At 44.5% G+C, this 21,379-nt stretch carries 19 protein-coding genes; 16 read left to right on the forward strand and 3 right to left on the reverse strand.

From position 1 onward, the window contains the following. Nucleotides 1-139: 139 nt before the first annotated feature. The 8 genes from DXX93_RS17180 to DXX93_RS17215 all read left to right on the forward strand — a co-directional run bounded on the left by DXX93_RS17180 (nucleotide 140) and on the right by DXX93_RS17215 (nucleotide 5,436). A complete protein-coding gene (locus tag DXX93_RS17180) occupies nucleotides 140-481 on the forward strand; it encodes a DNA polymerase III subunit psi (RefSeq protein WP_116009179.1) in 342 nt (113 codons plus the stop codon). A gap of 1 nt (nucleotide 482) precedes the next feature. Continuing rightward, the gene (gene rimI / locus DXX93_RS17185) at nucleotides 483-962 is read left to right on the forward strand and encodes a ribosomal protein S18-alanine N-acetyltransferase (RefSeq protein WP_116009180.1); all 480 of its coding nucleotides are present in this window, start codon (nucleotides 483-485) and stop codon (nucleotides 960-962) included. A 78-nt stretch (nucleotides 963-1,040) separates the two neighbouring features. Beyond that, complete coding sequence (locus tag DXX93_RS17190; protein ID WP_116009181.1) at nucleotides 1,041-2,840, forward strand: cytidine deaminase-like fold-containing protein; 1,800 nt, start codon at nucleotides 1,041-1,043, stop codon at nucleotides 2,838-2,840. Beyond that, entirely contained in the window at nucleotides 2,828-3,244 is a 417-nt protein-coding gene (locus DXX93_RS17195; protein ID WP_116009182.1) for a DUF6911 family protein, read from the forward strand. The genes DXX93_RS17190 and DXX93_RS17195 overlap by 13 nt, the downstream gene beginning before the upstream one ends. Nucleotides 3,245-3,277: 33 nt before the next feature. After that, nucleotides 3,278-3,544: a hypothetical protein gene (locus DXX93_RS17200; RefSeq protein WP_116009183.1), complete on the forward strand. Its 267-nt coding sequence runs from the start codon at nucleotides 3,278-3,280 to the stop codon at nucleotides 3,542-3,544. A 53-nt stretch (nucleotides 3,545-3,597) separates the two neighbouring features. Next, nucleotides 3,598-4,107 (forward strand): hypothetical protein, encoded by a 510-nt coding sequence (locus DXX93_RS17205; protein WP_258872700.1) that lies wholly within the window; start codon nucleotides 3,598-3,600, stop codon nucleotides 4,105-4,107. Nucleotides 4,108-4,116: 9 nt separating this feature from the next. Further along, a complete protein-coding gene (locus tag DXX93_RS17210; protein WP_116009184.1) occupies nucleotides 4,117-4,797 on the forward strand; it encodes an AHH domain-containing protein in 681 nt (226 codons plus the stop codon). 3 nt (nucleotides 4,798-4,800) lie between these two features. Next, nucleotides 4,801-5,436, forward strand: a complete 636-nt coding sequence (locus DXX93_RS17215; protein WP_116009185.1) for an imm11 family protein — start codon at nucleotides 4,801-4,803, stop codon at nucleotides 5,434-5,436. A 104-nt stretch (nucleotides 5,437-5,540) separates the two neighbouring features. Here DXX93_RS17215 and DXX93_RS17220 read toward each other — a convergent pair whose 3' ends face one another. After that, nucleotides 5,541-6,743 (reverse strand): IS256 family transposase, encoded by a 1,203-nt coding sequence (locus tag DXX93_RS17220; RefSeq protein WP_116006715.1) that lies wholly within the window; start codon nucleotides 6,741-6,743, stop codon nucleotides 5,541-5,543. Nucleotides 6,744-7,037: 294 nt separating this feature from the next. Here DXX93_RS17220 and DXX93_RS17225 point away from each other — a divergent pair, with 294 nt between their 5' ends. The 5 genes from DXX93_RS17225 to DXX93_RS17245 all read left to right on the forward strand — a co-directional run bounded on the left by DXX93_RS17225 (nucleotide 7,038) and on the right by DXX93_RS17245 (nucleotide 13,031). After that, on the forward strand, nucleotides 7,038-7,595 hold the full coding sequence (locus tag DXX93_RS17225) for a YaeQ family protein (RefSeq protein ID WP_116009186.1): 558 nt from the start codon (nucleotides 7,038-7,040) through the stop codon (nucleotides 7,593-7,595). Nucleotides 7,596-7,601: 6 nt separating this feature from the next. Next, nucleotides 7,602-8,390: an acyl-CoA thioesterase gene (locus DXX93_RS17230; protein WP_116009187.1), complete on the forward strand. Its 789-nt coding sequence runs from the start codon at nucleotides 7,602-7,604 to the stop codon at nucleotides 8,388-8,390. Between the two features lie 180 nt (nucleotides 8,391-8,570). Beyond that, a complete protein-coding gene (gene prfC / locus DXX93_RS17235; RefSeq protein WP_116009188.1) occupies nucleotides 8,571-10,151 on the forward strand; it encodes a peptide chain release factor 3 in 1,581 nt (526 codons plus the stop codon). A gap of 212 nt (nucleotides 10,152-10,363) precedes the next feature. Continuing rightward, entirely contained in the window at nucleotides 10,364-12,109 is a 1,746-nt protein-coding gene (gene argS / locus DXX93_RS17240) for an arginine--tRNA ligase (RefSeq protein ID WP_116009189.1), read from the forward strand. A 100-nt stretch (nucleotides 12,110-12,209) separates the two neighbouring features. Beyond that, nucleotides 12,210-13,031 (forward strand): TatD family hydrolase, encoded by an 822-nt coding sequence (locus tag DXX93_RS17245; RefSeq protein WP_116009190.1) that lies wholly within the window; start codon nucleotides 12,210-12,212, stop codon nucleotides 13,029-13,031. On the opposite strand, the gene DXX93_RS17250 is transcribed toward DXX93_RS17245, so the two are convergent. Next, a complete protein-coding gene (locus DXX93_RS17250; RefSeq protein ID WP_181902250.1) occupies nucleotides 13,007-13,648 on the reverse strand; it encodes an AhpA/YtjB family protein in 642 nt (213 codons plus the stop codon). The genes DXX93_RS17245 and DXX93_RS17250 overlap by 25 nt on opposite strands. An 81-nt stretch (nucleotides 13,649-13,729) precedes the next feature. Here DXX93_RS17250 and serB point away from each other — a divergent pair, with 81 nt between their 5' ends. Then, entirely contained in the window at nucleotides 13,730-14,752 is a 1,023-nt protein-coding gene (gene serB, locus DXX93_RS17255) for a phosphoserine phosphatase SerB (RefSeq protein ID WP_258872701.1), read from the forward strand. 134 nt (nucleotides 14,753-14,886) lie between these two features. On the opposite strand, the gene DXX93_RS17260 is transcribed toward serB, so the two are convergent. Beyond that, nucleotides 14,887-17,334, reverse strand: a complete 2,448-nt coding sequence (locus DXX93_RS17260; protein ID WP_116009192.1) for a PilZ domain-containing protein — start codon at nucleotides 17,332-17,334, stop codon at nucleotides 14,887-14,889. A gap of 200 nt (nucleotides 17,335-17,534) precedes the next feature. Here DXX93_RS17260 and radA point away from each other — a divergent pair, with 200 nt between their 5' ends. Continuing rightward, the gene (gene radA, locus DXX93_RS17265; RefSeq protein WP_116009193.1) at nucleotides 17,535-18,896 is read left to right on the forward strand and encodes a DNA repair protein RadA; all 1,362 of its coding nucleotides are present in this window, start codon (nucleotides 17,535-17,537) and stop codon (nucleotides 18,894-18,896) included. Between the two features lie 114 nt (nucleotides 18,897-19,010). Continuing rightward, the gene (locus tag DXX93_RS17270) at nucleotides 19,011-21,236 is read left to right on the forward strand and encodes a S9 family peptidase (protein ID WP_116009194.1); all 2,226 of its coding nucleotides are present in this window, start codon (nucleotides 19,011-19,013) and stop codon (nucleotides 21,234-21,236) included. Nucleotides 21,237-21,379 lie beyond the last annotated feature (143 nt).

The raw sequence follows: 21,379 nt of genomic DNA on the forward strand, positions 1-21,379 counted from the left end.
ATTGGTTCGGGGGACTCGTCTACAGCATTGGCTTGTGCTGAACTGATACACTGATTAGTCAAGCCAATGCGCTTCTCACTTTACTTTTTCTCTCCATCAACGCATGATCTCATCTTAGATCGAGTTTTATGTGTGTTTTATGATTCAGCAAGCAGCATTTGATAAATTAACCGCCATGGGCATTGAGCTGTATCAATTGCGAGAACAGCAAAGTAATGAGGCGGCAAACAGCTACCTAACACTTGATGAAAGTACCATCACGGGTAACCGCTTGTATTTAGATGTTCTGGCAGCACTTTCCTTGAATCAAACGGAAGTGACCATCTCACCAAACACCATAGACTTAGGGCTATTTTGTTGGCATTTTCACGATGAAAATAGCGTAAAGCTAGAGCAACAAAATCTGCAAACCCCCACTCTTGAGGCGTTGGCAGAGCAACCTCACCTTAAACAGCAACTTTGGCAATTACTGACAAACTAACATGAATGCGGAAAACAATATTAAGCTAAGTTATCAACCGATAACCCAAGATGACGTTATCCAGCTGATGCCAATTGAAAATGCTTGCCATACTCACCCGTGGACAGAAAAGCTGTTTCGCTCTTGTGTTGGCGGCCGTTACTTTGGCGAATACGCGCAGCTAACAGATAGCAAGGGCAATCAAAAGCTTGTCGGCTTTTATATTGGCGAATATATTTTGGGTGAAGCTACGCTGATGAACATTTGCGTGAACCCCATTGAACAAGGTCAAGGCTTTGGCAATGCCCTACTAACACAATTTATTACACAAGCGAAAAACCTTGGTGGCGAGCAACTTTGGCTTGATGTTAGAACCAGCAATACGGCCGCTATTATGCTTTACATCAACCACGGCTTTACCGAAATTAGCCGCCGCACTGGTTACTACCCAACGGCAACAGGCTATGAAGACTCTATTGTCATGGGGAAAAAAATTAGTTAATGGTCGCATTGACAATCATTATCACTGTGCGAAAATCCTCATCGTGACTTAAATAGAATTTTTGATAAAGGATTATCAATGGCATTGGATGCTAACCCTGCGTATAAGGAAAACACGCTCATTAATGATGTACTCTCTGAAAAACTAACCCCACAACAGCTTATTACCGCCAAAGCAATCCCCGCGTCGGTGCTTAACCAGTTACCGGATGAAATACGACGCAAGCTGCGTAACCAAGCATGGAGTCTTATCCCACCAAGACAAAGTGACTTATTTCGCTACCAGCATAGCGCCATGTTTTGGGTTAAAACCAACAAACATTGGCAGCAAGTCAATTATGCGCAATATCGTCATCACAGCGGTGAACGCTATGCCTTTGCCCCTTACCAACCGCTTGAAGTAGATAACAACACGCCGAAATTTGCGGGTGGTGGCAGTGCAAACAATGCGATTAACCCCATTACGAGCCAAGTCGGCCAAATCACCAGTGCGGTGCAAAGTGCCTTAGCCACTAACAATGCATCGACCTCTTCGAATGGCTCAACTAGCGCGAATACGCTCGCCAATAGCCAAAATAACAAGCGCGGCCTCACTCAAGCCGAAATCAATCAACGGTTTTTAGGGGCAAGTGTTGACCCTGAGCAAGCATTAGAGCCTCATGTATTTATCAGCAAACCCTATCAGGGCGAGCAAATCGAACTCAAAAAGTCAGCGCAGGTGTATATGCGCTTTAGTCAGCACACCATGACACCTGCTGATACGGTTGAATCGGTTGCCAAGCAATATACGGGTCAAGCAGACGCAGGGTTAGTTTATCCCTATAACTTTAACGAAGGGTTTACCCGTCGTAACCCGCCACAAGCTGGTGATACCATCAAAGTTCCCAGTGGTTGGGATACTCATGTTGAAGGCTCGGTCACCAACGCCAGTTCAGTGGAAGTGAGCTGGCAAGGGGCAAGTAGTGGCAGTGAGTTTATTTCACTGCCAAAACCACCACCAGACCAGATGCGCTTTTCGGAGACTCGCCTGACCCTTGACCCTGGCACTTACCAACTAACCGCGGTAGCGAATGGCGCAGAGCACAGTATCGAGATTGAAGTGCTTGAGGCAAAGAAAAATCAAATAACCAGAGTACTTGAGCCCCATGAGAATATTAGCGACTTCACATTCACTCAAACACCCAATATCACACCGCAAGAACTGCCACAAGAACAAGGGTTAAACAGCGTTCCTGTCCTACCGATTGAATGGGCAATAGATGGTTTAGCGTCTATCTATGGCGGTATTAAAGAAGGTATCAGCGAATTTGGCTTTTTTAGTTTGCAAACAGGTAAAATTGCTGCGGGTGTTGCCGCAGAGGTTGCGATTGATAGAACAATCGGAAAAGTTTGGGATGGGGCTGCAAACCGATTGAAAACCCCCTTTAAAAGTAACAAGCCAACTTTGACAGAATTAAGAAAAGCTAGCAAAGTCAAAGAAGAAAATTTACAAGTAGAGGCGGTATTCGAACATAACGGACAAACCTTTTATGATGTAAATCAGACAGCGAGGAACCCTCAAAATGCCACTGGAGAGCCTCTCCCAATATACAGCGAAAAAAGAGTTGAGAGAGGCAAGCCGAATAACACAACAGCTGATGCACACGCTGAAATAGCTGCCCTAGGCCAGTCGTACTTAGCAGGAAATCGAGGGGGTAGTGCAGTTCTTACTATCCATGGCCAAGACGCTTGTAATTTCTGCCGAACTGACTTGAAGAAAATGGCTAATGAGCTTGAGCTAGAGAGTTTGAAAGTTATACAGCCTTCAAATACTGTTACCTTTGAAAACCCAGAGGACTTTAAGCCAACCAAGAAAGGAGGTAAAAAATGGCCAATATAGAAAATTTTGTCAAGACTATGTCTTTTTCGACCTCAGAGCTGAGTGAGAAACAGCAAATTGCAGAACCAAACTGGGAGGATGTATTAAATTGTATTAGAGAGATTGATACGGGAAAGGTTAAAATTATTTCTCTATGGAGTGAACAAGAGTTATATACCAACATGACTATTACGGCAAAGCCAGGCAATTATCACATCGGCATATTTATTGACGAGTATGAAGAATATTTGTTTGAGGCCTTCGAAAAGCCAAACGCAAAAGTTGATGTTGGTGGTAACTATTGGCCGAATAATCAAATATGTACCGAGATTCAAGACTTGATTAGCATTGCAAAGTTTTTTTTTGAAACAGGTAAACCTTCTACTTTATTCAATTGGATATATTACATTGATGAGGATGAATAATTACTATGTCAGTTTTTACTGTGGGTAGAGATTATGTCCATCAAATTAAAAGAAAAATTTGTTCTTCAAAATGGAGTAACCATTCTGGCATGTTTGCTAGATGATCCAAAATGCAGTGTAGTTGGAAGAAAGTTTCAACTAGTTTCAGAAGAAGGGGTAAAACAAACCTTAACGATTATAGGTGAAAGATCTTTGCTTCAAAGAACAGCGAAAAGCGAACATAGAGCATTTGAAACTCGTGACAGTGTGATGCTCTCAAGTGAAGAAATCAGAACTGGTGATTGGATGTTGATAGAATAGCTCTGCGCTTCAACTAGAGCTCGGAAAAGATTAAAGCCAGCCCGGATTTTCATTTGGTGTTAGCCCTAATTGAAGACCATGATAGCGCATTAACCTATATCGCTTACCTCAGCTTATTTATGGAGGCTGTACCGCCTAACTTTTATGCTTTTGTGGCGGGCAAAGGCAGCGCCTACCTGACCATCGAAGTCTGTTTATTGATACTCACCACGTTTTTCACCCTCGGCGCAGGTACTGCCGCGCGCGTTACTACGCTGGCTGCCAAGCTTGCCGCCAGCAGTGCAAAAGCCGCAGGTGCCAACCAGAAAATCAATAAAGCACAAGCAGCAATCACCGCCTTTAGCAAAACGGTAGAAGACTTTACCAACAGTGCAGCAACACTTAAAGACCTTGGTAAGAAACTGACCCAAGCCAGAGCCGCAGGCTTAACTGCTAAGGGCAAAACCGATTCCACCTTAACCGCGAAAAAAGAAACGACAAAGCGTGAAACCAAGTGCCGAATATGTAACAAAACAGATCATACGACGCCACGAAGCCTAAGAGGCATCGTACACTATGAATAAGGAATAATCATGAGTGACACAGAGAACGAAATTGAAGGAACTATTGATAAAGACAAGAAGTATCGTAAGAGGCTAGAAAAGCAAGCAAAAAAAATTAAAAATCACCCGTATAACAATGGCATTTATATGGCTGCCCATCACCTCGTATCGAAGGATGCAGTTCAAAACACTGAAATGGGAGCTTTACTTATTCAGAAAGGCTACAACATCAATTTACTGGGAAATCTAGTCTTTTTACCAAGTACATTGATGGGAGCTTGTCAATTAAAAGTGCAACTTCATAGGGGAGATCACACTTACGCGTTACCAAATCAAGAAGCCTATCATGACCAAGTAGCTTCTTCATTGGAAAAAATAGAGATGAAACTACGTAAATGCTCATCTCGCACCCAAAAAGATAGTAGTGAAATTCAGCAAAAAATTGATAAAGAAAGCATAAAAATTTTAAAGCGTATAGCTGAATTTAGAGTGCCTTTAACCTCTATTTTCAGGAACTTTAAACCATCCAGTAAGGTTGGTTGCTCAAACCATACCGAAGTCACGGATTGTGAAGGCAGTATTGCTAGATGCCATCATGAACGTTCGCATGTAGGCCATATAAACTATCTAAACCCAAATGCTGAGGTACGTAAAGTTAAACAAGTTATTAGCTACACCAGATCTCATTACCAATTAAAAGTAGGAAACTAGGTCATGTCGCACGACTACAACAATGAATATTATGTTTTATTGAAAAAATTTACCAATCAAACGCTATATGCTAAACCATTAAAAAAATCTGCCAATAGAGAGTACCGTTATAAGCGGCTAGTTTGGGGGCAAGAGCCGTTGTTTTTTGAAAATAGCTATAAAGAAAAAGATGTTAAAGATGGTATAACGCGTCCTATTACCGATGTGTTACTGCAAGGCGTTACGCCACTTGTTAATTCTCGCCTAAGAGATAGGCTGAAAGCTTTTAACTTTGTCGGTATGCAACTGTACCCAGCTGTTTATGTTGATGATAATGGTAAATACCATGAAGATTATTGGTGTATGAACTTCTGGGAAGAACTGGACTGTTGGGATAGAGAGAAATCAAAAATTGAGAAATTCACCGCTGAAGAGATGTTAGATCCTGACTATATGGATGGCTGCGATATATATAAGTACCACTTAGACAGTAAGGTGTTAGATGAAATACCGGAAGAAGAGCGACTAATATTCAAGCAAGAAGGTGGTATTAAATATATCTTTGTGCATCAAAAAATTGCCGATATTTTTAATGAAGAAGAAGCATCCGGCGTAAATTTAGTGAAAGTTGCAGATTTTGAAGAAGGCATGCAGTTCTAGTCTCATTGATGTCTTAATATGGTGTTTTAAGCCTTAGCAGCAAAGGCCAAGGCAAAGCAGTGTCCCCTAAGAGGGCGTTCAGAATTCTGTGTCAGCCTAAATTGCTAAATATCTAGCACGCCATCTAATCGCCCCTCGAAGTGGATGGCTAATTGCGACAATGTCAGGTTCCAACTGTGGATTGGCATTGTCCATTTCTTCGAAGCGTTCAATATGCCCGCATACAATAATTTCATCAAGCTATTTTCGTTCGGGAAAGCGCCTTTCGTTTTGGTCAATTTCCTAAACTGGCGGTGCACTGCCTCGATAGCATTGGTGGTGTAAATAGCTTTGCGCACGTAGTCTGGATACTTGAAGTAAACCGACAAGTTAGCCCATTTTCTGCGCCAAGACTCAATCACGATGGGATATAGCTTGCCCCATTTAGCATCTAATTCGTCTAAGGCTGCTTCTGCGGCATCTTTGGTCGTTGCACGGTAAACAGGCTTTAAGTCCGCCATAAATGCTTTCTGGTGCTTTGAAGCAACATACTTCATCGAGTTACGAATTTGATGAATAACGCACTGTTGAACCTCTGTTTCAGGATAGATAGTACCAATGGCCTCAGGAAAGCCTTTAAGTCCATCAACACAAGCAATTAAAATATCGGATACGCCGCGATTGTGTAAATCGGTGAGCACTGATAGCCAGTAGTTAGCGCCTTCGCTTTCTGAGACGTATAAGCCAAGTAACTCTTTGCGACCTTCGATATTTATGCCGAGTACGGTGTAAACAGCTTTGCTAACATAACGGCCACTTTCCTTGATTTTATAGTGAATAGCATCAAGCCAGATAAACGGGTACAGCGTATCAAGGCTACGTGATTGCCACGCTTTTAGCTCTGGTATGAGCTGGTCTGTAACGCCTGTTATCGTGGCTTCTGAGATTTCAATGCCGTACATTTCCTGAACATGGCTGCGAATATCACGATAGCTCATGCCTAACGCAAACATGGATAGGATTTTATGGTCAATCTCAGCGGTTAGCTTAGTTTGATTTTTCTTAACGAGTTGAGGTTCAAATGAGCCAGTACGGTCTCTTGGGGTTTCAAGCTCAAACTGGCCTACGGAGGATTTAACCGTTTTCTTGCTTGTACCGTTCTTACGGTTAGGTTGTTGCTCTGAGTCTAGGTGTTGCTCTAGCTCGGCTTTGAGTGCAGCTTCTGTTAATTGTTTAATGAGTGGCGTTAAAACACCATCTTCACCCGTTAACCCTTTACCTGATTGAAGTTCTGCTAATGCTTTGTTGAAGTCGAAAGATTGAGTCATGTGTCATTCCTATTTTCTTAATATTACTGAAATGACACAGATTTCTAAACACTACCTCCCCTAACTTTTATGCCTTTGTCGCGGGCAAAGGCAGCGCCTACCTGACCATCTAAGTCTGTTTAATGATACTTACCACATATGGAACCATCGGCTTTTAAGTACGTCAAAAATATCTTTGATATTTAGATGAGCCTCTCAATCGCGAACTATTGCAGAGCTCAGATCAATAGAGGCTTACAATATCTGCCATTGTGTGAATATAATTAGAGCAACTACTCATATTCATCATTTCTTATGGCGCTAAAAGCAACAATATTTAAAGTTCAGTTATCTATCTCTGATATGGATAGAAACTACTACGCCGAGCACGACCTCACCATTGCTCGTCACCCTTCTGAAAACAACGAAAGAATGATGCTGCGCATCTTGGCCTTTATTTTTAATGCCAACGAGTCATTAGCCTTTACCAAAGGGTTAAGCGATGTTGATGTGCCTGATTTATGGCAAAAAAACTTACACGATGAAATTGAGCATTGGATAGAGCTCGGCCAACCGTCAGCAACACGCATTAAGAAAGGTTGCAATCAAGCCAAGCAAATGACGATTTATAGCTATGCCGATGGCCCGTTTAACCAGTGGTGGCAAAAAGAACAGAGCCAACTTCGCTTAAAAAGCAACTTAATCGTTACCACCATAGCGCCTGAGTTAGCCGAACAATTGGCTAATTTAGTTGATCGCCAAATGCATCTGCAATGTACTCTTTCTGAGGGCCAACTTTGGTTGACCATTACTAGCCAAGCAGATGGTGAGGAAACCATTGAAGTGACACCGCAAATCCTATCAAGGAATTAGCATTTTATGCATATAGATACCCTACTCGCGCAAGCAACAAACTCATCGACACTCACCATTCCCGCTAGCTGGGGACAAGGGCGTACCGTATTTGGTGGTATTTCAGCAGCCGTGCTCTATCAGGCAATCAAATCGAAAGTCACCAGCGACAGGCCAATGCGTTCATTTAACTGTAACTTTGTCGGGCCATTGGCGGTAGATGAGCCATTTGAGCTACAAGTGGAAATTCTGCGCGAAGGTAAAAATGCCACGCAAGCATTCGGCAAAATCATTCAGCAAGATAAAGTCGCGGTCATTTGCCAAGTGTGTTTTGCGGTTGATCGCCAATCAAAAATCGCGGTGGAAAATACCGAGCGACACGATTTACCGCCGGCGAAAAAAGCACAGTTTATTCCACCGATCCCGAAAGTTGTGCCTAAGTTTTTAAAACACTTAGACCTCAACCTAGTGGAAGGTAAATTTCCCTTTATGGGCAGCAAAAAGAATCATATCAAAGGCTGGATCCGTTTTAGCAAAGCGCCAGAAGCGATTACCGACGCTCATTTAATCGCGTTAATCGATGGCTACCCTTGCCCAGTACTGCAAACCTTAAAATGGCCAGCACCAGCGAGCAGCATGAACTGGAATATTGAGTTTTTGCACCCGCATGATGAAATTAAGCCAACTGATTGGCTCGCCTATTCATCCTTCCCACGCCAAGCAGCCGATGGCTATTGTCATATGGAGTCTGATATTTGGGATGCCAATGGCAAGCTGATTGCTATCAGTCGCCAAGTGGTGGGGGTTTTCGACTAAGTCAGCTTAATTAATACAAGCCTAAACCGGATCGCCAAGGGTAAATAATAGCGAATAAGCGTGAATAATTTTTGCTGCTCTTATCGGCACTTCTCGCTATAATACGTCGCTTCAAAAAACAGGGCTTTCAAAAAGCACTGGGCTTTTTAATTTTCACCCTTATCGTTACAGGAATCAGGCATGTCTGTACAACAGCAAGAAGTCGGCAAGCGCCGCACGTTTGCTATCATTTCTCACCCGGATGCGGGTAAAACCACGATCACCGAAAAAGTATTATTATTCGGTCAAGCTTTGCAAACAGCCGGTACGGTAAAGGGTAAAAAATCAGGTCAGCACGCTAAGTCTGACTGGATGGAAATGGAAAAAGACCGTGGTATCTCGATCACCACCTCGGTAATGCAATTTCCATACGCTGACTGCCTGGTTAACCTGCTCGACACCCCAGGTCACGAAGACTTCTCGGAAGATACTTACCGTACACTAACGGCGGTAGACTCTTGTTTAATGGTTATCGACACCGCCAAAGGTGTTGAGGACAGAACCATTAAATTAATGGAAGTGACCCGTCTGCGTGATACGCCAATCATTACCTTTATGAACAAAATGGACCGCGATACCCGTGATCCCATGGAAGTCATGGACGAAGTGGAAGACGTACTGAAAATTAAATGTGCACCGATCACTTGGCCAATTGGCATGGGTAAAGAGTTTAAAGGTGTTTACAACATCTTGAGCGATGAAACCATCCTTTACGCCACAGGCCAAGGTCACACAATTCAAGAAAAACGCGTCATTAAAGGCTTAGACAACCCAGAGCTAGACGCTGAAATTGGTGCCTTCGCAGAAGACTTGCGTGAAGAACTAGAACTAGTTGTTGGTGCATCGCACGAATTCAACCTAGACGAATTCCTAAGAGGCGAACTAACACCGGTATACTTTGGTACCGCATTGGGTAACTTTGGTGTCGACCATATGCTTGATGGCTTAACCACATGGGCACCTACACCACAGCCGCGCGCAACAGACAAACGCGATGTAGAAGCCATCGAGGAAAAATTCTCAGGTTTCGTCTTTAAAATTCAAGCAAATATGGATCCTAAACACCGTGACCGTATCGCCTTTATGCGTATCGTTTCGGGTAAATACAGCAAAGGCATGAAGATGCGCCAAGTGCGTATTGGTAAAGACGTGAAAATTGCTGATGCGGTCACCTTTATGGCGGGCGATCGTGCAAACGTTGAAGAAGCCTTTGCTGGCGATATTATCGGTTTACATAACCACGGCAGTATCCAAATTGGTGATACCTTCACTAATGGCGAAGAAATGAAGTTCAGCGGTATTCCGAACTTCGCACCAGAAATGTTCCGTCGTATTCGCCTGCGCGATCCACTTAAAGCCAAGCAACTGCAAAAAGGTTTGATCCAGTTATCAGAAGAAGGTGCAGTACAGGTATTTAGACCACTAGATAACAACGATATGATCGTTGGCGCGGTCGGTGTACTGCAATTTGAAGTGGTTGTTCAACGCTTAAAAACTGAATACAACGTAGACGCGATTTACGAGCCAATAAGTGTTGCTACCGCGCGCTGGTGTACTTGTGATGATGAGCGCACGCTTGATCAGTTCCGCAAGAAAGCATCAGATAACTTGGCGCTAGATGGCGGCGATAACTTAACTTATATCGCACCAACTATGGTTAACCTGAACTTGGCACAAGAACGTCATCCAGACATAGTGTTCCATAAGACGCGCGAACACTAATTCTTCTGCTTAAAAGGCTATTTATACTTTATTGTCATCAAAATTATCACAGTCACATAGAACGGCTATGCTCCTGCGATAATTTTTCGACGGCTTCGTCTAAATAGCTTTTACTTTGAAGAATAAAGAAACAATATAGAATTTTGCTAAATGCCGATTAAACCAAACGGTGCTTAGTTTGCTTAACAGCATACAGATAGAGATCTTTTAACATGAATATTAAGTCTTTGCTTTCAGAAAAAGTCCTCTCGGCTATGGTCGCTGCTGGTTTACCGGCCGATACCAACCCAGCCGTTAGTCAATCAACCAAACCTCAGTTTGGTGATTACCAAGCCAATGGTGTGATGGGCGCAGCGAAAAAGCTTAAAACCAACCCACGTGAATTAGCAACGAAAGTGGTTGAACATTTAACGCCAGCACTGGCGGATATTGCCGACAATATCGAACTTGCGGGCCCAGGCTTTATTAATATTCATTTAAACAATACTTGGTTAGCTAGCCAGTTAGCGGCAAGTGCTGCTGATGCTAATTTAGGTGTTAGTCAACGCGAAGAGCCACAAACTGTTGTGGTTGACTACTCAGCGCCAAACCTAGCGAAAGAAATGCACGTTGGTCACTTGCGCTCAACCATTATTGGTGACGCTGTGGTACGCGCCCTAGAGTTCCGTGGTGACAAAGTGATTCGTCAAAACCATATGGGTGACTGGGGAACTCAGTTCGGAATGTTACTGGCGCACCTGAGCGATAAGCTAGCCGCCGATGAAGTCGCTGAAACTGCCCTATCTGACTTAGAAGCTTTCTACCGCGAAGCTAAAGTGCGCTTTGACGACGAAGCAGGCTTTGCCGATCGCGCCCGCGAATACGTAGTAAAACTGCAAGGTGGTGACGCGGAATGCGACAAGCTATGGCAACAGTTTATTGATATTTCTATCGCCCACAGTGAAGAAATTTACGAAAAACTCAACGTGACCTTAAAACGCAGCGACATCATGGGTGAAAGCGCCTACAACCCAGACTTACCAAAAGTTATCGATGAATTAATGGCACAAGAAATTGCCGTTGAAGACCAAGGCGCAAAAGTCGTCTTTATCGACGAAATGGCGAACAAAGACGGTGAGCCTTCGGTATTTATCGTACAAAAATCTGGCGGTGGCTACTTATATGCCACTACCGACTTATCAGCCTGTCGCTACCGTAGCGGTGAGCTAAACGCAGATCGCATCATTATCTTTACCGATGCGCGCCAAGCCTTGCACTTTAAACAAGTGGAAATTGTTGCCCGCAAAGCCGGTTTCTTGCCTGAGCAAGTGGCTTACGATCACTGCCCATTCGGCATGATGATGGGTGACGATGGCAAACCATTTAAAACCCGTACTGGCGGTACGATTAAGCTAGCAGAACTTCTGGATGAAGCCGTTAGCCGTGCCACAGACTTGATCAAAGAGAAAAACCCAGAGATCAGCCCAGAGCAACTTGAAGAAGTGGCGCGTAAAGTCGGTATTGGCGCAGTAAAATTCGCTGATTTATCGAAAAACCGTACTAGCGATTACATCTTTAACTGGAAAACCATGCTGAGCTTTGAAGGGGCGACAGCGCCATACTTGCAATACGCTTACTCGCGTATCCAAAGTATTTTCCGCAAAGCGGGTGTTGATGCAGCAAGCTTAACAGAGCCAGCAACAATTGAAGCGCCACAAGAAAAAGCGCTGGCGTTGAAATTATTACAATTAGAAGAAGTATTAGACTCAGTCATTGCTGACTGTACGCCTAATTTATTGTGTAACTACCTTTACGAGTTAGCCAGCTTATACATGACCTTCTACGAAGCTTGCCCAATCCTAAAAGACGGCATTAGCGAAGCCACCAAAACCTCGCGCTTAGCGCTTTGCGCAAGTGTTGCGAATACGCTGGCGAAAGGTCTAGACATTTTGGGTATCGATGTTATGGAGCGCATGTAAGCTCGATAGTGTGAAACCTAAACACCTAATTCAATCCCCAAAAGGTTAGCTATCATGCTAACCTTTTGTTTATCTAGCCTTCATTAATTCTGATCAGCTCTTGTCTACTTTTACCGATAGCCAGTTTACTGACAGCCATTGCCATTTAGATTTTACCGAGCTAGCCGAGCAGCTTGATAACGTGTTAGCGACCTGCCAGCAGCGCAATATCAAGCGGATTATTGTTCCCAGCATTGGCCCGCAAAACTGGCAAAGCGTATTGTCGTTAACAACTAATACGACTGATGATGTAGCCGTTTATCCATGCCTTGGTATTCACCCTTGGTTTTTAGACGATTTACCAGCAGATGCAATATCACAGCTCGACCTTCTAGTGAATCAACACAAGCAATCATTAATTGCATTGGGGGAGATGGGCGTCGACGGCACGATTGCGAAAAACGCCGATGCCCCGGAAAAAAACCTAGCCCAGCAAATCGATATTTTTGAGCAACAATTATTGCTTGCTGATAAACACCAGCTGCCAGTGATTGTCCACCATCGGCGCTCTCACCAAGAGGTCGTGCGTAGCTTAAAAAAAGCCAAGCTGACCAAAGGCGGCATAGTTCACGCGTTCTCTGGTAGCTACCAGCAAGCAAAGCAGTATCTGGATCTGGGCTTTTTATTGGGTATTGGCGGCACCATTACCTACCCAAGAGCGGCGAAAACCATCAACACAGTAAAAAAACTCCCCATCGAAGCCATGGTACTAGAAACCGATGCGCCGTCGATGCCGTTAGCGGGCTTTCAAGGGCAAGCTAATCACCCGAAACATGTCACCGACGTGTTTGATACCCTCGCCAGTTTGCGAAGTGAAGAGAGGAACGCACTTGCTGAGCAACTAGAAAAGAATATTGATCAATTATTTGGCTTTAATCGGTAACTTTTGTGGTTAGCTTGGTTAACACTGCTAACGCGGCTAGAGCGACTAAAGCGACTAAGTCCACGCGCTAACAAAAAGCCAACCAAGCCCGCGATTAATAACATATAGCGGGTAAATACTTGGTTTTCTTCATTGGCTTGCAACAAGTTTTGCTGCCATGTTTGCTTTCTGATCGTTAAGCGTAAATAGCCATAGAGCTTTTCATCTCTTAGCTCAACCACTAAGGGGCTTACAGTGGGCGTTAAAGGCGGGAGTTCACTGCTAAGCCCGTAAAGCTCATTAATACTCTGCTTGCTACCGCCAAAACCAATGGTTTGCCCGGTTTGATCATACAAAGTTGCGCCTAACACAAACTCAGGCGTTGCTAGCTTGGTTAAATACTCATTAATTGCTGACTTCTTGTCTTGCTTTATCAGCACCAACATTGCCTGCCCCGCTTGCTCGATATAATCGTCAGCAAAAACCTGCTGCTGCGCCGTGATGCGTTTGGCCTGATCATCAAAGCGCACGATCAGCATATTCAGCAACACCACAATCAACACTATCGCTATCGCTAATTGCAGAATTTTGTTATAAATCGACGATATTTTGGGGTATAAAGGCAATTCTGTTTGCATCGTAGCCATTAACCAAGTGAACAATATTTATACCATATAGTATGCGCGCGCTTGTTTAAATACTGAATTTAGGACTCTTTCGTGAAAACTAACCATTTCCAAACTGACATTACTTGTGGTGAGCACTCGCTTGCGCAATCCTTCCAAGCAGCCTCTATTTCCGCCGAGATATTAACCGCGCCATTAACCGTGTCAGCGTCTGCCAAAGGGTTTACGTTTAGCGACTATCAAGCCTTTGCCAGCGAGCTTGAACTGGTTGTCTTTACTTCGCTTACGACTGCGCTGTTACACCGCATTGTGACTGAATGCCAAATAACAACAATGGCACTTACCGCTATCAACCAGCGCAATCAAGTGGAAAGTGCGCGCTTTAGCGTGCAATGCGCCGATGTCAATACAGCGCGAGCGCAATTAGTGTCGTTAACCACAGCGCACGGATTTGAAGCAGCGATTGTAGCTAACGCTCCCAGCTTATTAACGCCAGGCTTACTAGTGATGGACATGGACTCAACGACCATCGAAATTGAATGTATTGATGAAATTGCCAAGCTCGCTGGTGTCGGTGGGAAAGTGGCTGAGGTAACAGAGCTGGCGATGCAAGGCAAACTCGACTTTTCACAAAGCTTACATCAACGCGTTGCCACATTAGCCGACGCACCTGAATCAATTCTCGCCAGTGTTGCTGAAAACCTGCCGCTAATGCCGGGGTTAACAACCTTAGTGGCGCAGCTAAAAGCCCATCACTGGCAAGTCGCTATCGCTTCGGGTGGCTTTACCTATTTTGCTGATTATTTAAAAAACACGCTTGGTTTGGATGCAGCTTATGCCAATACGCTTGAGATTGTAGATGGCAAGTTAACGGGGAAAGTGCTCGGTGAAGTTGTCGATGCGCAGAAAAAAGCAGACGTGCTGGTTGAACTGGCTACACAACAAAATATTGCCCCAGCGCAAACGGTCGCCATGGGTGATGGTGCCAACGATTTGGTGATGATGGCCGCTGCACAGCTGGGCATTGCCTACAAAGCAAAGCCACTGGTGCTTGCCAAAGCCGACTCCAGTATTAGCCACTCAGGGCTAGATTGCATGCTGCACTGGCTTAAATAAGCGCTCACGCTTCTTGCGCTTTCTAGGCATTAAAAAAGCTATTGCAACACCCTGCTTGCAATAGCTTATTTATTTTAATTTATCAATACTTTAGCGATTTGACGTTTTAGTGATTTCACACTGACGACTACTAGCTAACCTAATAACTTGTGTCGATATATCACTTCCTGTGTAATATCAACGCATTGCATCACACCTGCAACACTCCATATTTCTTGCTCAATTTGCTTGCCACGGTGAATCGCATAAGAGCTGATATAACTTAGCTCTGGGTTTAAATGCTCCATATCTGGCTCTGCCGTCCGTGATAGCTTGATTCTCACGCAATAAAACTCACCACTTTTCTGTGCGTTAGCAATAAATAACTTTTTCAACTTAGGGCTGTCCAGTTCACTCGCCAGTTTAGCGGTGACGGCTTTGTCGACAAACTCCACATCATGCTTGATCGCAATAAAGAGTGTTTCACTGGCAGGCGCGTCACTGGCCTGCAGCTTTTTCAAGGTGACATTAATTAAGTTGGCCGCTTCTGGGTGATGTAAGAGCGGATACAAGTTATGGTGCCTAGGTCGATCGCTAAGGTGCTTCAAGCGATTGAGAAATGGCGTTTGTTCACTGCTTGCCGCTAGCGTTTCGACTTTGTAACGACTACCACTGGTTTGCACATACAAGCTAGGCACACTGGTACTTTTCGCGTAAATAGCCCTGAGTGCTTTTGCCAGCCCAGGGATCATATCCGCGTATTCGTCTTTCTTGAGCTTTTCTCTATTTTTTTCAATCAGTACTTTAAAGAATGCTCGACCAATATGCTGATGTCGCTCAACATGAACGCGCAGGTTCAAAATGTTCTTCTTTTGGTTGATCCGCATCACTTCATAAGGCAGTGATGTAAGATTGAAACTCGAGGTAATTTTTTGCAAATTTGGGAAGCTGATATTAACGATCTCACCTTTAGTAAGCACCGCCGATTTATCCAGATGCACCTTTAAGCCTGAGACAGAAAAGTCTTGTGCTTCACCCGTCCAAGTAACCCCTTCAGCTTCCACTTCAACTGGTGTTTTATAAACAAAGCGCGGCTCTTGTCGTTGGTTGCGATAGTTTACGCCAACTTCATCCATCAGCGGTGGACTCACCAAGCGCTTGTGCCCAAACGCCTTTAATTTACTGGTCGCAATGTTTTCAAAACTAAATTGTGCGTAATCTGCATGCACCTGCTTATTGGTTACATCCGTTGCGACAACAATGTAAGGCAAGCCTGATAATAGCCCCTGCACTTCCTCAGAAATGGGCATATCCAAATAAGCATCTTTTTTTGCCAAAGTATTGGCAAGCGTCAACGGCGCCGTAGCTTTGTGTTTGTCGACCGCAATAATCGATAACATAGTCACAGCAAAAGTTGGTTTGGATGCTGCAAAGCCTAAAAACGGCTTGATAAAGGCGTCGTCTTGAGCAAGCTGATTTTCATCTGCCGTGTAGAAGTATGAACGCCCTTGGCTTTGATGAACAAAGCTATACACCAAGAGTGAGTGACCGGATTTGTCTGCGCGTAACATGCGTTCAATGCGATCAGAATCAATCAGATTAAACAAGGTGCTTTGCTTGGCTTCATTTTGCCAATATTGATAAACCGCTTGGTTGTTGTTACAGGTTAGCGCAAAGCGCGGCACAAACTTTCCGTCTTTGGCTTCAACAAAAACCGGCAACTCATTAATTTTAGGTAACGCGAATTGCTCTAAACTGCGCGATTTCAGCGCGGCGATGGTGTTGTCTAAATTAATCTTGTAACGGCGTTTATTTCCTTGAATAAAGCCTTTTAAAAACTGTTTAAAGCCATCTTTTTCTTTGTCTAAAATTCGCTGTGCGCCAATTAATTGGATTTTATCTTCCAGCGCGATGTTTTTCACTTGGTATTCGAACACCGACTGACTTCCAAACTGAAATTCCTGGCTTAACCCGGTAAATTCCAACTTAATGACATCACCAACGGCCACTTTTTGCATTTCATTAAAGCGAAACTTGACGCCAGAAATACTGATGTCTGAGCTGGTCGCTTCTGATCTTTGCTCGTTGGCGAGTGTCGCAATAACAGGAATAGCGAAGTTCATGCGCTCTTCTTGGCGATTATGAAAATCGCCAAGGGCAACAAACTTCGCGGGGTAGTGCAGCTTTTCTTGTACTTTTAGTGAATCCGCTGAGTTGACAGCGGGTGTTAACTTACCCGCCTTTTCACGTTGGTAAATAACGCGAAAGTTATTGTCGGTGTTGTTGACCGCCTCATAAACACCAAAGGTATACGCGCCATAGGCGTTAACACTTTCCTGGTAAACCTTAATGGCTAAATCATCGAGGTAATGGGTGCGGTTATCATCGTCAAACGCCTTGCAGTCGCCATCAACATGGCCGCGTAAATCAATTAAGCGCGTACACGGCTGTGCCAAACGTTTGATTTCCATTTTCAATAGGAAACGTTCTGTTTTGGCTAGACTTTTAGTGGCAGAGAGAAAGCTAGCCTCAAAATCAGCTTGCTTAACCTCGCCTCTAAAGCGCTCAATTATTTTTGCATGTTGAGAAAAATCTTTAGTCATCTAAGCTCTATTTTCTTTACAATGGCGCTAACAGCGATTCGACAACACCAGCCAGATATCATAGTACATAGCCGATAAACTACATAGCCGATAAAATCACTAGTTAGAACAACACTTAGCGCCAATTTTTAAACACAATGGAACTAAAATCAATATCTAACAAAACGAGCTAGCAATATCTGTACCTGACAAGGAAAAACATGGCAAAAAACAAAACATCTTATGTCTGCACTGAATGTGGCGCCGACTTCTCTCGTTGGTTAGGCCAGTGCCCCGAGTGCAAAGCGTGGAACACTATTTCCGAATTTCGCCAACCGAAAGCGACAGGCCGCGGCGGCAATTTTTCTGGTTTTGCTGGCACTGTCGCCGCACAAGTACAAACGCTAGACAGCATTGATTTAACAGATTTACCACGTTTTTCATCCGGTTTCCTTGAGTTTGATCGCGTTTTAGGTGGTGGCATTGTACCGGGCAGCGCGATTTTGATCGGCGGTGAGCCGGGCGCGGGTAAAAGTACCCTACTGCTACAAACCATGTGTCACCTTGCCAGCCAAATGCCGACACTCTACATCACGGGTGAGGAATCGCTACAACAAGTCGCCATGCGTGCCAAACGCCTAGGTTTAGCGACAGACAAACTCAAGTTGCTATCAGAAACCAGCGTTGAAAATATTTGCCATATTGCCGAACGCGAGCAACCGAAAATTATGGTCATAGATTCCATTCAAGTTATGCACATGGCAGATATTCAATCAGCGCCCGGCAGTGTTTCGCAAGTCAGAGAAAGCGCCGCCTTTCTGACGCGGTTTGCCAAGCAACATCACGTTGCCATGATTTTAGTGGGTCACGTCACCAAAGACGGCTCGCTGGCTGGCCCGAAAGTACTAGAGCACTGTATTGATTGCTCAATCATGCTTGAAGGCTCGACCGATTCTCGTTACCGCACCCTGCGCGGCCACAAAAACCGTTTTGGCGCAGTCAACGAACTGGGCGTATTTGGCATGACAGGCACAGGGCTAAAAGAAGTTAAAAACCCATCGGCCATTTTTCTTAATCGCGGCGAAGAGCAAACGCCCGGCAGTATTGTTATGGTGTTATGGGAAGGCACGCGCCCACTACTGGTTGAAATTCAGGCATTAGTGGATCACTCAGCACTGGGCAACCCAAGACGCGTTGCAGTGGGTGCTGAACAAAACCGATTAGCCATGCTGTTGGCGATTTTGCATCGTCATGGTGGCTTGCAAATGAATGACCAAGACGTTTTCGTGAACGTGGTTGGCGGTGTCAAAGTCACTGAAACCAGTATCGATTTAGCCTTGCTATTAGCTTTGGTTTCGAGCTTTCGCGATCGCGCTTTGCCACAAGATTTAGTGGTCTTTGGTGAAGTTGGCCTGTCGGGTGAAATTCGCCCAGTACCCAGTGGTCAAGAGCGCATAAACGAAGCGGCTAAACACGGTTTTAAACGCGCTATCGTGCCATATAACAATGTGCCAAAAACCAAAATTGAAGGAATGAAGGTGATTGGCGTCAAAAAGCTGAGCGAAGCATTAGAAGCGATTTAGCCTTAGCTAGTGAATTTTGCTAGTATGCGACAACACAAAATCCTTGGTTAATGCAGCTATCGCTTCAACGCATTGGATTAACCATTTTTATTAATAATAAAATTCAGGTTTATTATGACGTTATTCACTCGTGTCGCACTCACTCTGGGCTGTGCACTGGCATTGCAACCTGTGTATGCCGAACAGCTTTCATTAGCGCGTATTCACAGCTCACCATCCCTGAGCGGACAAACCCCTAAGTCGCTAAAATTTTCACCCGATGGCCATCGCGTCACTTACTTGCAAGGGAAGAAAGAAGACTTAAACCGCTACGATTTGTGGGAATACAATTTAGCTGACAAGCAACACCGTTTATTGGTTGATTCCAACGATATTTTTTCTGGCCCTGAAACCCTCTCAGATGAAGAAAAAGCACGCCGCGAACGCCAGCGTGTTTATGGCTCAGGCATTATGGAATACACCTTCTCTAGCGATGGCACAGCGTTGTTGTTTCCACTTAACGGCGATGTCTATTACTACAGTTTGACCGACCAAGCCGCACGCCGTATTACAGAAACGCCAGCGTTTGAAACTGACGTAAAATTCTCGCCCCAAGGCAACTATATTTCATTTATTCGTGAGCAAAACATTTTTGTTTACGAGTTAGCGTCAGGCAAAGAGCGCCGCTTGACCAAAGACGGTGGCGGACTCATTAAAAACGGCATGTCTGAATTTGTCGCCCAAGAAGAAATGGGGCGTATGACAGGCTACTGGTGGGCACCTAACGAGCAAAACTTAGCGTTTTTACGGGTCGACGAATCCCCTGTACAGGTGGAAATTCGCAATGAAATTTACGCGGAAGAAATTAAGCTGATTGAGCAGCGCTACCCAGCAACTGGCACTAACAATGTTAATATTCAGCTGGCAACTGTTGATGTCAAAGGTAAGCGTATTCGATTTGTCGATACAGGCGAAGAAAGCGATATTTACCTGCCACGTGTTAACTGGATGCCAGACAGCCAACAGCTAACCTATCAGTGGCAAAGTCGCAACCAACAAACACTTGAGCTGCGCAGCTACAACATCAAATCGCGTCGCCAGAAAACTTTGCTTACGGAAACCTCAGATCACTGGCTAAACCTCAATGACGATCTAACCTTCCTCAGCGATGGCAGTTTTATTTGGGCGTCTGAGCGCGATGGCTTTAAGCACCTTTATCGCTACAATAAAAAAGGCGAGTTACAAGCACAACTGACCAAGGGTCAATGGGTGGTTGACAGTGTAAAAGCCGTTGACGAAGCAAATGGTTGGGTGTATTTCACCGGTCGTGCCGATACGCCACTTGAACGCCATCTATACAAAGCGCCATTGTCGGGTAAATCACCCGAGCATGTCGCTCGTGTCACTAAGCGCAACGGCTATCACGATGTCACCATCGCTGGCGACTTTAAAACCTACCTAGACGATTACTCAAGCATTGCCCAACCCAAGCAAGTGAGCTTGCATCAAATTGGTGGTGAGCATTTAACTTGGCTTTCTGAAAACAAGCTTGATGAACAGCATCCACTCAACCCGTATTTGAGTGACTGGGTGGCACCCGAATTTGGTTCACTCGCCTCAGATGACGGTCAGGCGAACCTGTATTACAAACTCTACAAGCCAACCACTATGGCACCGGGTAAACAATACCCAGTTATCGTGCGCGTTTATGGCGGTCCACACGCACAGCGCGTTACCAACCAGTGGGGCAGCAAAGAGTACTTAACCCAGTATTTAGTGCAACAAGGCTATGTGGTATTCCAGCTCGACAACCGTGGCTCCAACTATCGCGGTACTGCATTTGAGTTTCCAATTTACGAGAAGCTAGGCGATGTTGAGGTGACCGACCAAATTACAGGTGTGAAGTACCTGCATACCTTGCCTTTCGTCGACAAAGAGCGTATTGGTATTTATGGCCACTCTTATGGCGGCTACATGGCATTAATGGCGATGTTCAAAGCCGGCGATTACTTTCAAGCAGGGGTTTCTGGCGCGCCGGTTACCGACTGGATGTTGTATGACACACACTACACCGAGCGTTACTTAAATCACCCACAAGCTAACCAAGCAGGTTACGATGCGAGCAGCGTTTTTCCTTATATTGATGGCTTATCTGGCGATCTCTTGGTATATCACGGCATGGCCGACGATAACGTGCTATTTACCAATACCACTAAGCTGATCAAAGCGATGCAAGATAAAAACAAAACGTTTGAACTAATGACCTACCCAGGCAGCAAGCACAGTATGCGTGGCAAAGCAGTGAAAGTGCATTTGAATAGCACGATTGTGAATTTCTTTAATCGTCACTTTCAGCCATAAAATGACGATTTAGCAAACTATATTTAACAAACTATATTTAATAAACTATTTTAAAAAGCAAAAAGGAGTCATATGACTCCTTTTTTATTTTCTCAAGCTGCGCTTTATTAATTGATGAGATAAAGCTGCGCCGTTGGCTGCCT

Origin of the sequence: Thalassotalea euphylliae (assembly GCF_003390335.1) — a bacterium.
GTDB lineage: Bacteria > Pseudomonadota > Gammaproteobacteria > Enterobacterales > Alteromonadaceae > Thalassotalea_F > Thalassotalea_F euphylliae_B.

Bases quoted from the DNA above. Each gene is read 5' to 3' on its own strand.
- DXX93_RS17210 (WP_116009184.1), top strand. From the start codon at position 4,117: ATGAGTGACACAGAGAACGAAATTGAAGGAACTATTGATAAAGACAAG.
- DXX93_RS17230 (WP_116009187.1), top strand. From the start codon at position 7,602: ATGCATATAGATACCCTACTCGCGCAAGCAACAAACTCATCGACACTC.
- DXX93_RS17200 (WP_116009183.1), top strand. From the start codon at position 3,278: ATGTCCATCAAATTAAAAGAAAAATTTGTTCTTCAAAATGGAGTAACC.
- DXX93_RS17250 (WP_181902250.1), bottom strand. From the start codon at position 13,648: ATGCAAACAGAATTGCCTTTATACCCCAAAATATCGTCGATTTATAAC.
- rimI (WP_116009180.1), top strand. From the start codon at position 483: ATGAATGCGGAAAACAATATTAAGCTAAGTTATCAACCGATAACCCAA.
- DXX93_RS17220 (WP_116006715.1), bottom strand. From the start codon at position 6,743: ATGACTCAATCTTTCGACTTCAACAAAGCATTAGCAGAACTTCAATCA.
- DXX93_RS17215 (WP_116009185.1), top strand. From the start codon at position 4,801: ATGTCGCACGACTACAACAATGAATATTATGTTTTATTGAAAAAATTT.
- DXX93_RS17260 (WP_116009192.1), bottom strand. From the start codon at position 17,334: ATGACTAAAGATTTTTCTCAACATGCAAAAATAATTGAGCGCTTTAGA.
- DXX93_RS17270 (WP_116009194.1), top strand. From the start codon at position 19,011: ATGACGTTATTCACTCGTGTCGCACTCACTCTGGGCTGTGCACTGGCA.
- argS (WP_116009189.1), top strand. From the start codon at position 10,364: ATGAATATTAAGTCTTTGCTTTCAGAAAAAGTCCTCTCGGCTATGGTC.
- DXX93_RS17225 (WP_116009186.1), top strand. From the start codon at position 7,038: ATGGCGCTAAAAGCAACAATATTTAAAGTTCAGTTATCTATCTCTGAT.
- DXX93_RS17190 (WP_116009181.1), top strand. From the start codon at position 1,041: ATGGCATTGGATGCTAACCCTGCGTATAAGGAAAACACGCTCATTAAT.
- DXX93_RS17180 (WP_116009179.1), top strand. From the start codon at position 140: ATGATTCAGCAAGCAGCATTTGATAAATTAACCGCCATGGGCATTGAG.
- radA (WP_116009193.1), top strand. From the start codon at position 17,535: ATGGCAAAAAACAAAACATCTTATGTCTGCACTGAATGTGGCGCCGAC.
- prfC (WP_116009188.1), top strand. From the start codon at position 8,571: ATGTCTGTACAACAGCAAGAAGTCGGCAAGCGCCGCACGTTTGCTATC.
- DXX93_RS17195 (WP_116009182.1), top strand. From the start codon at position 2,828: ATGGCCAATATAGAAAATTTTGTCAAGACTATGTCTTTTTCGACCTCA.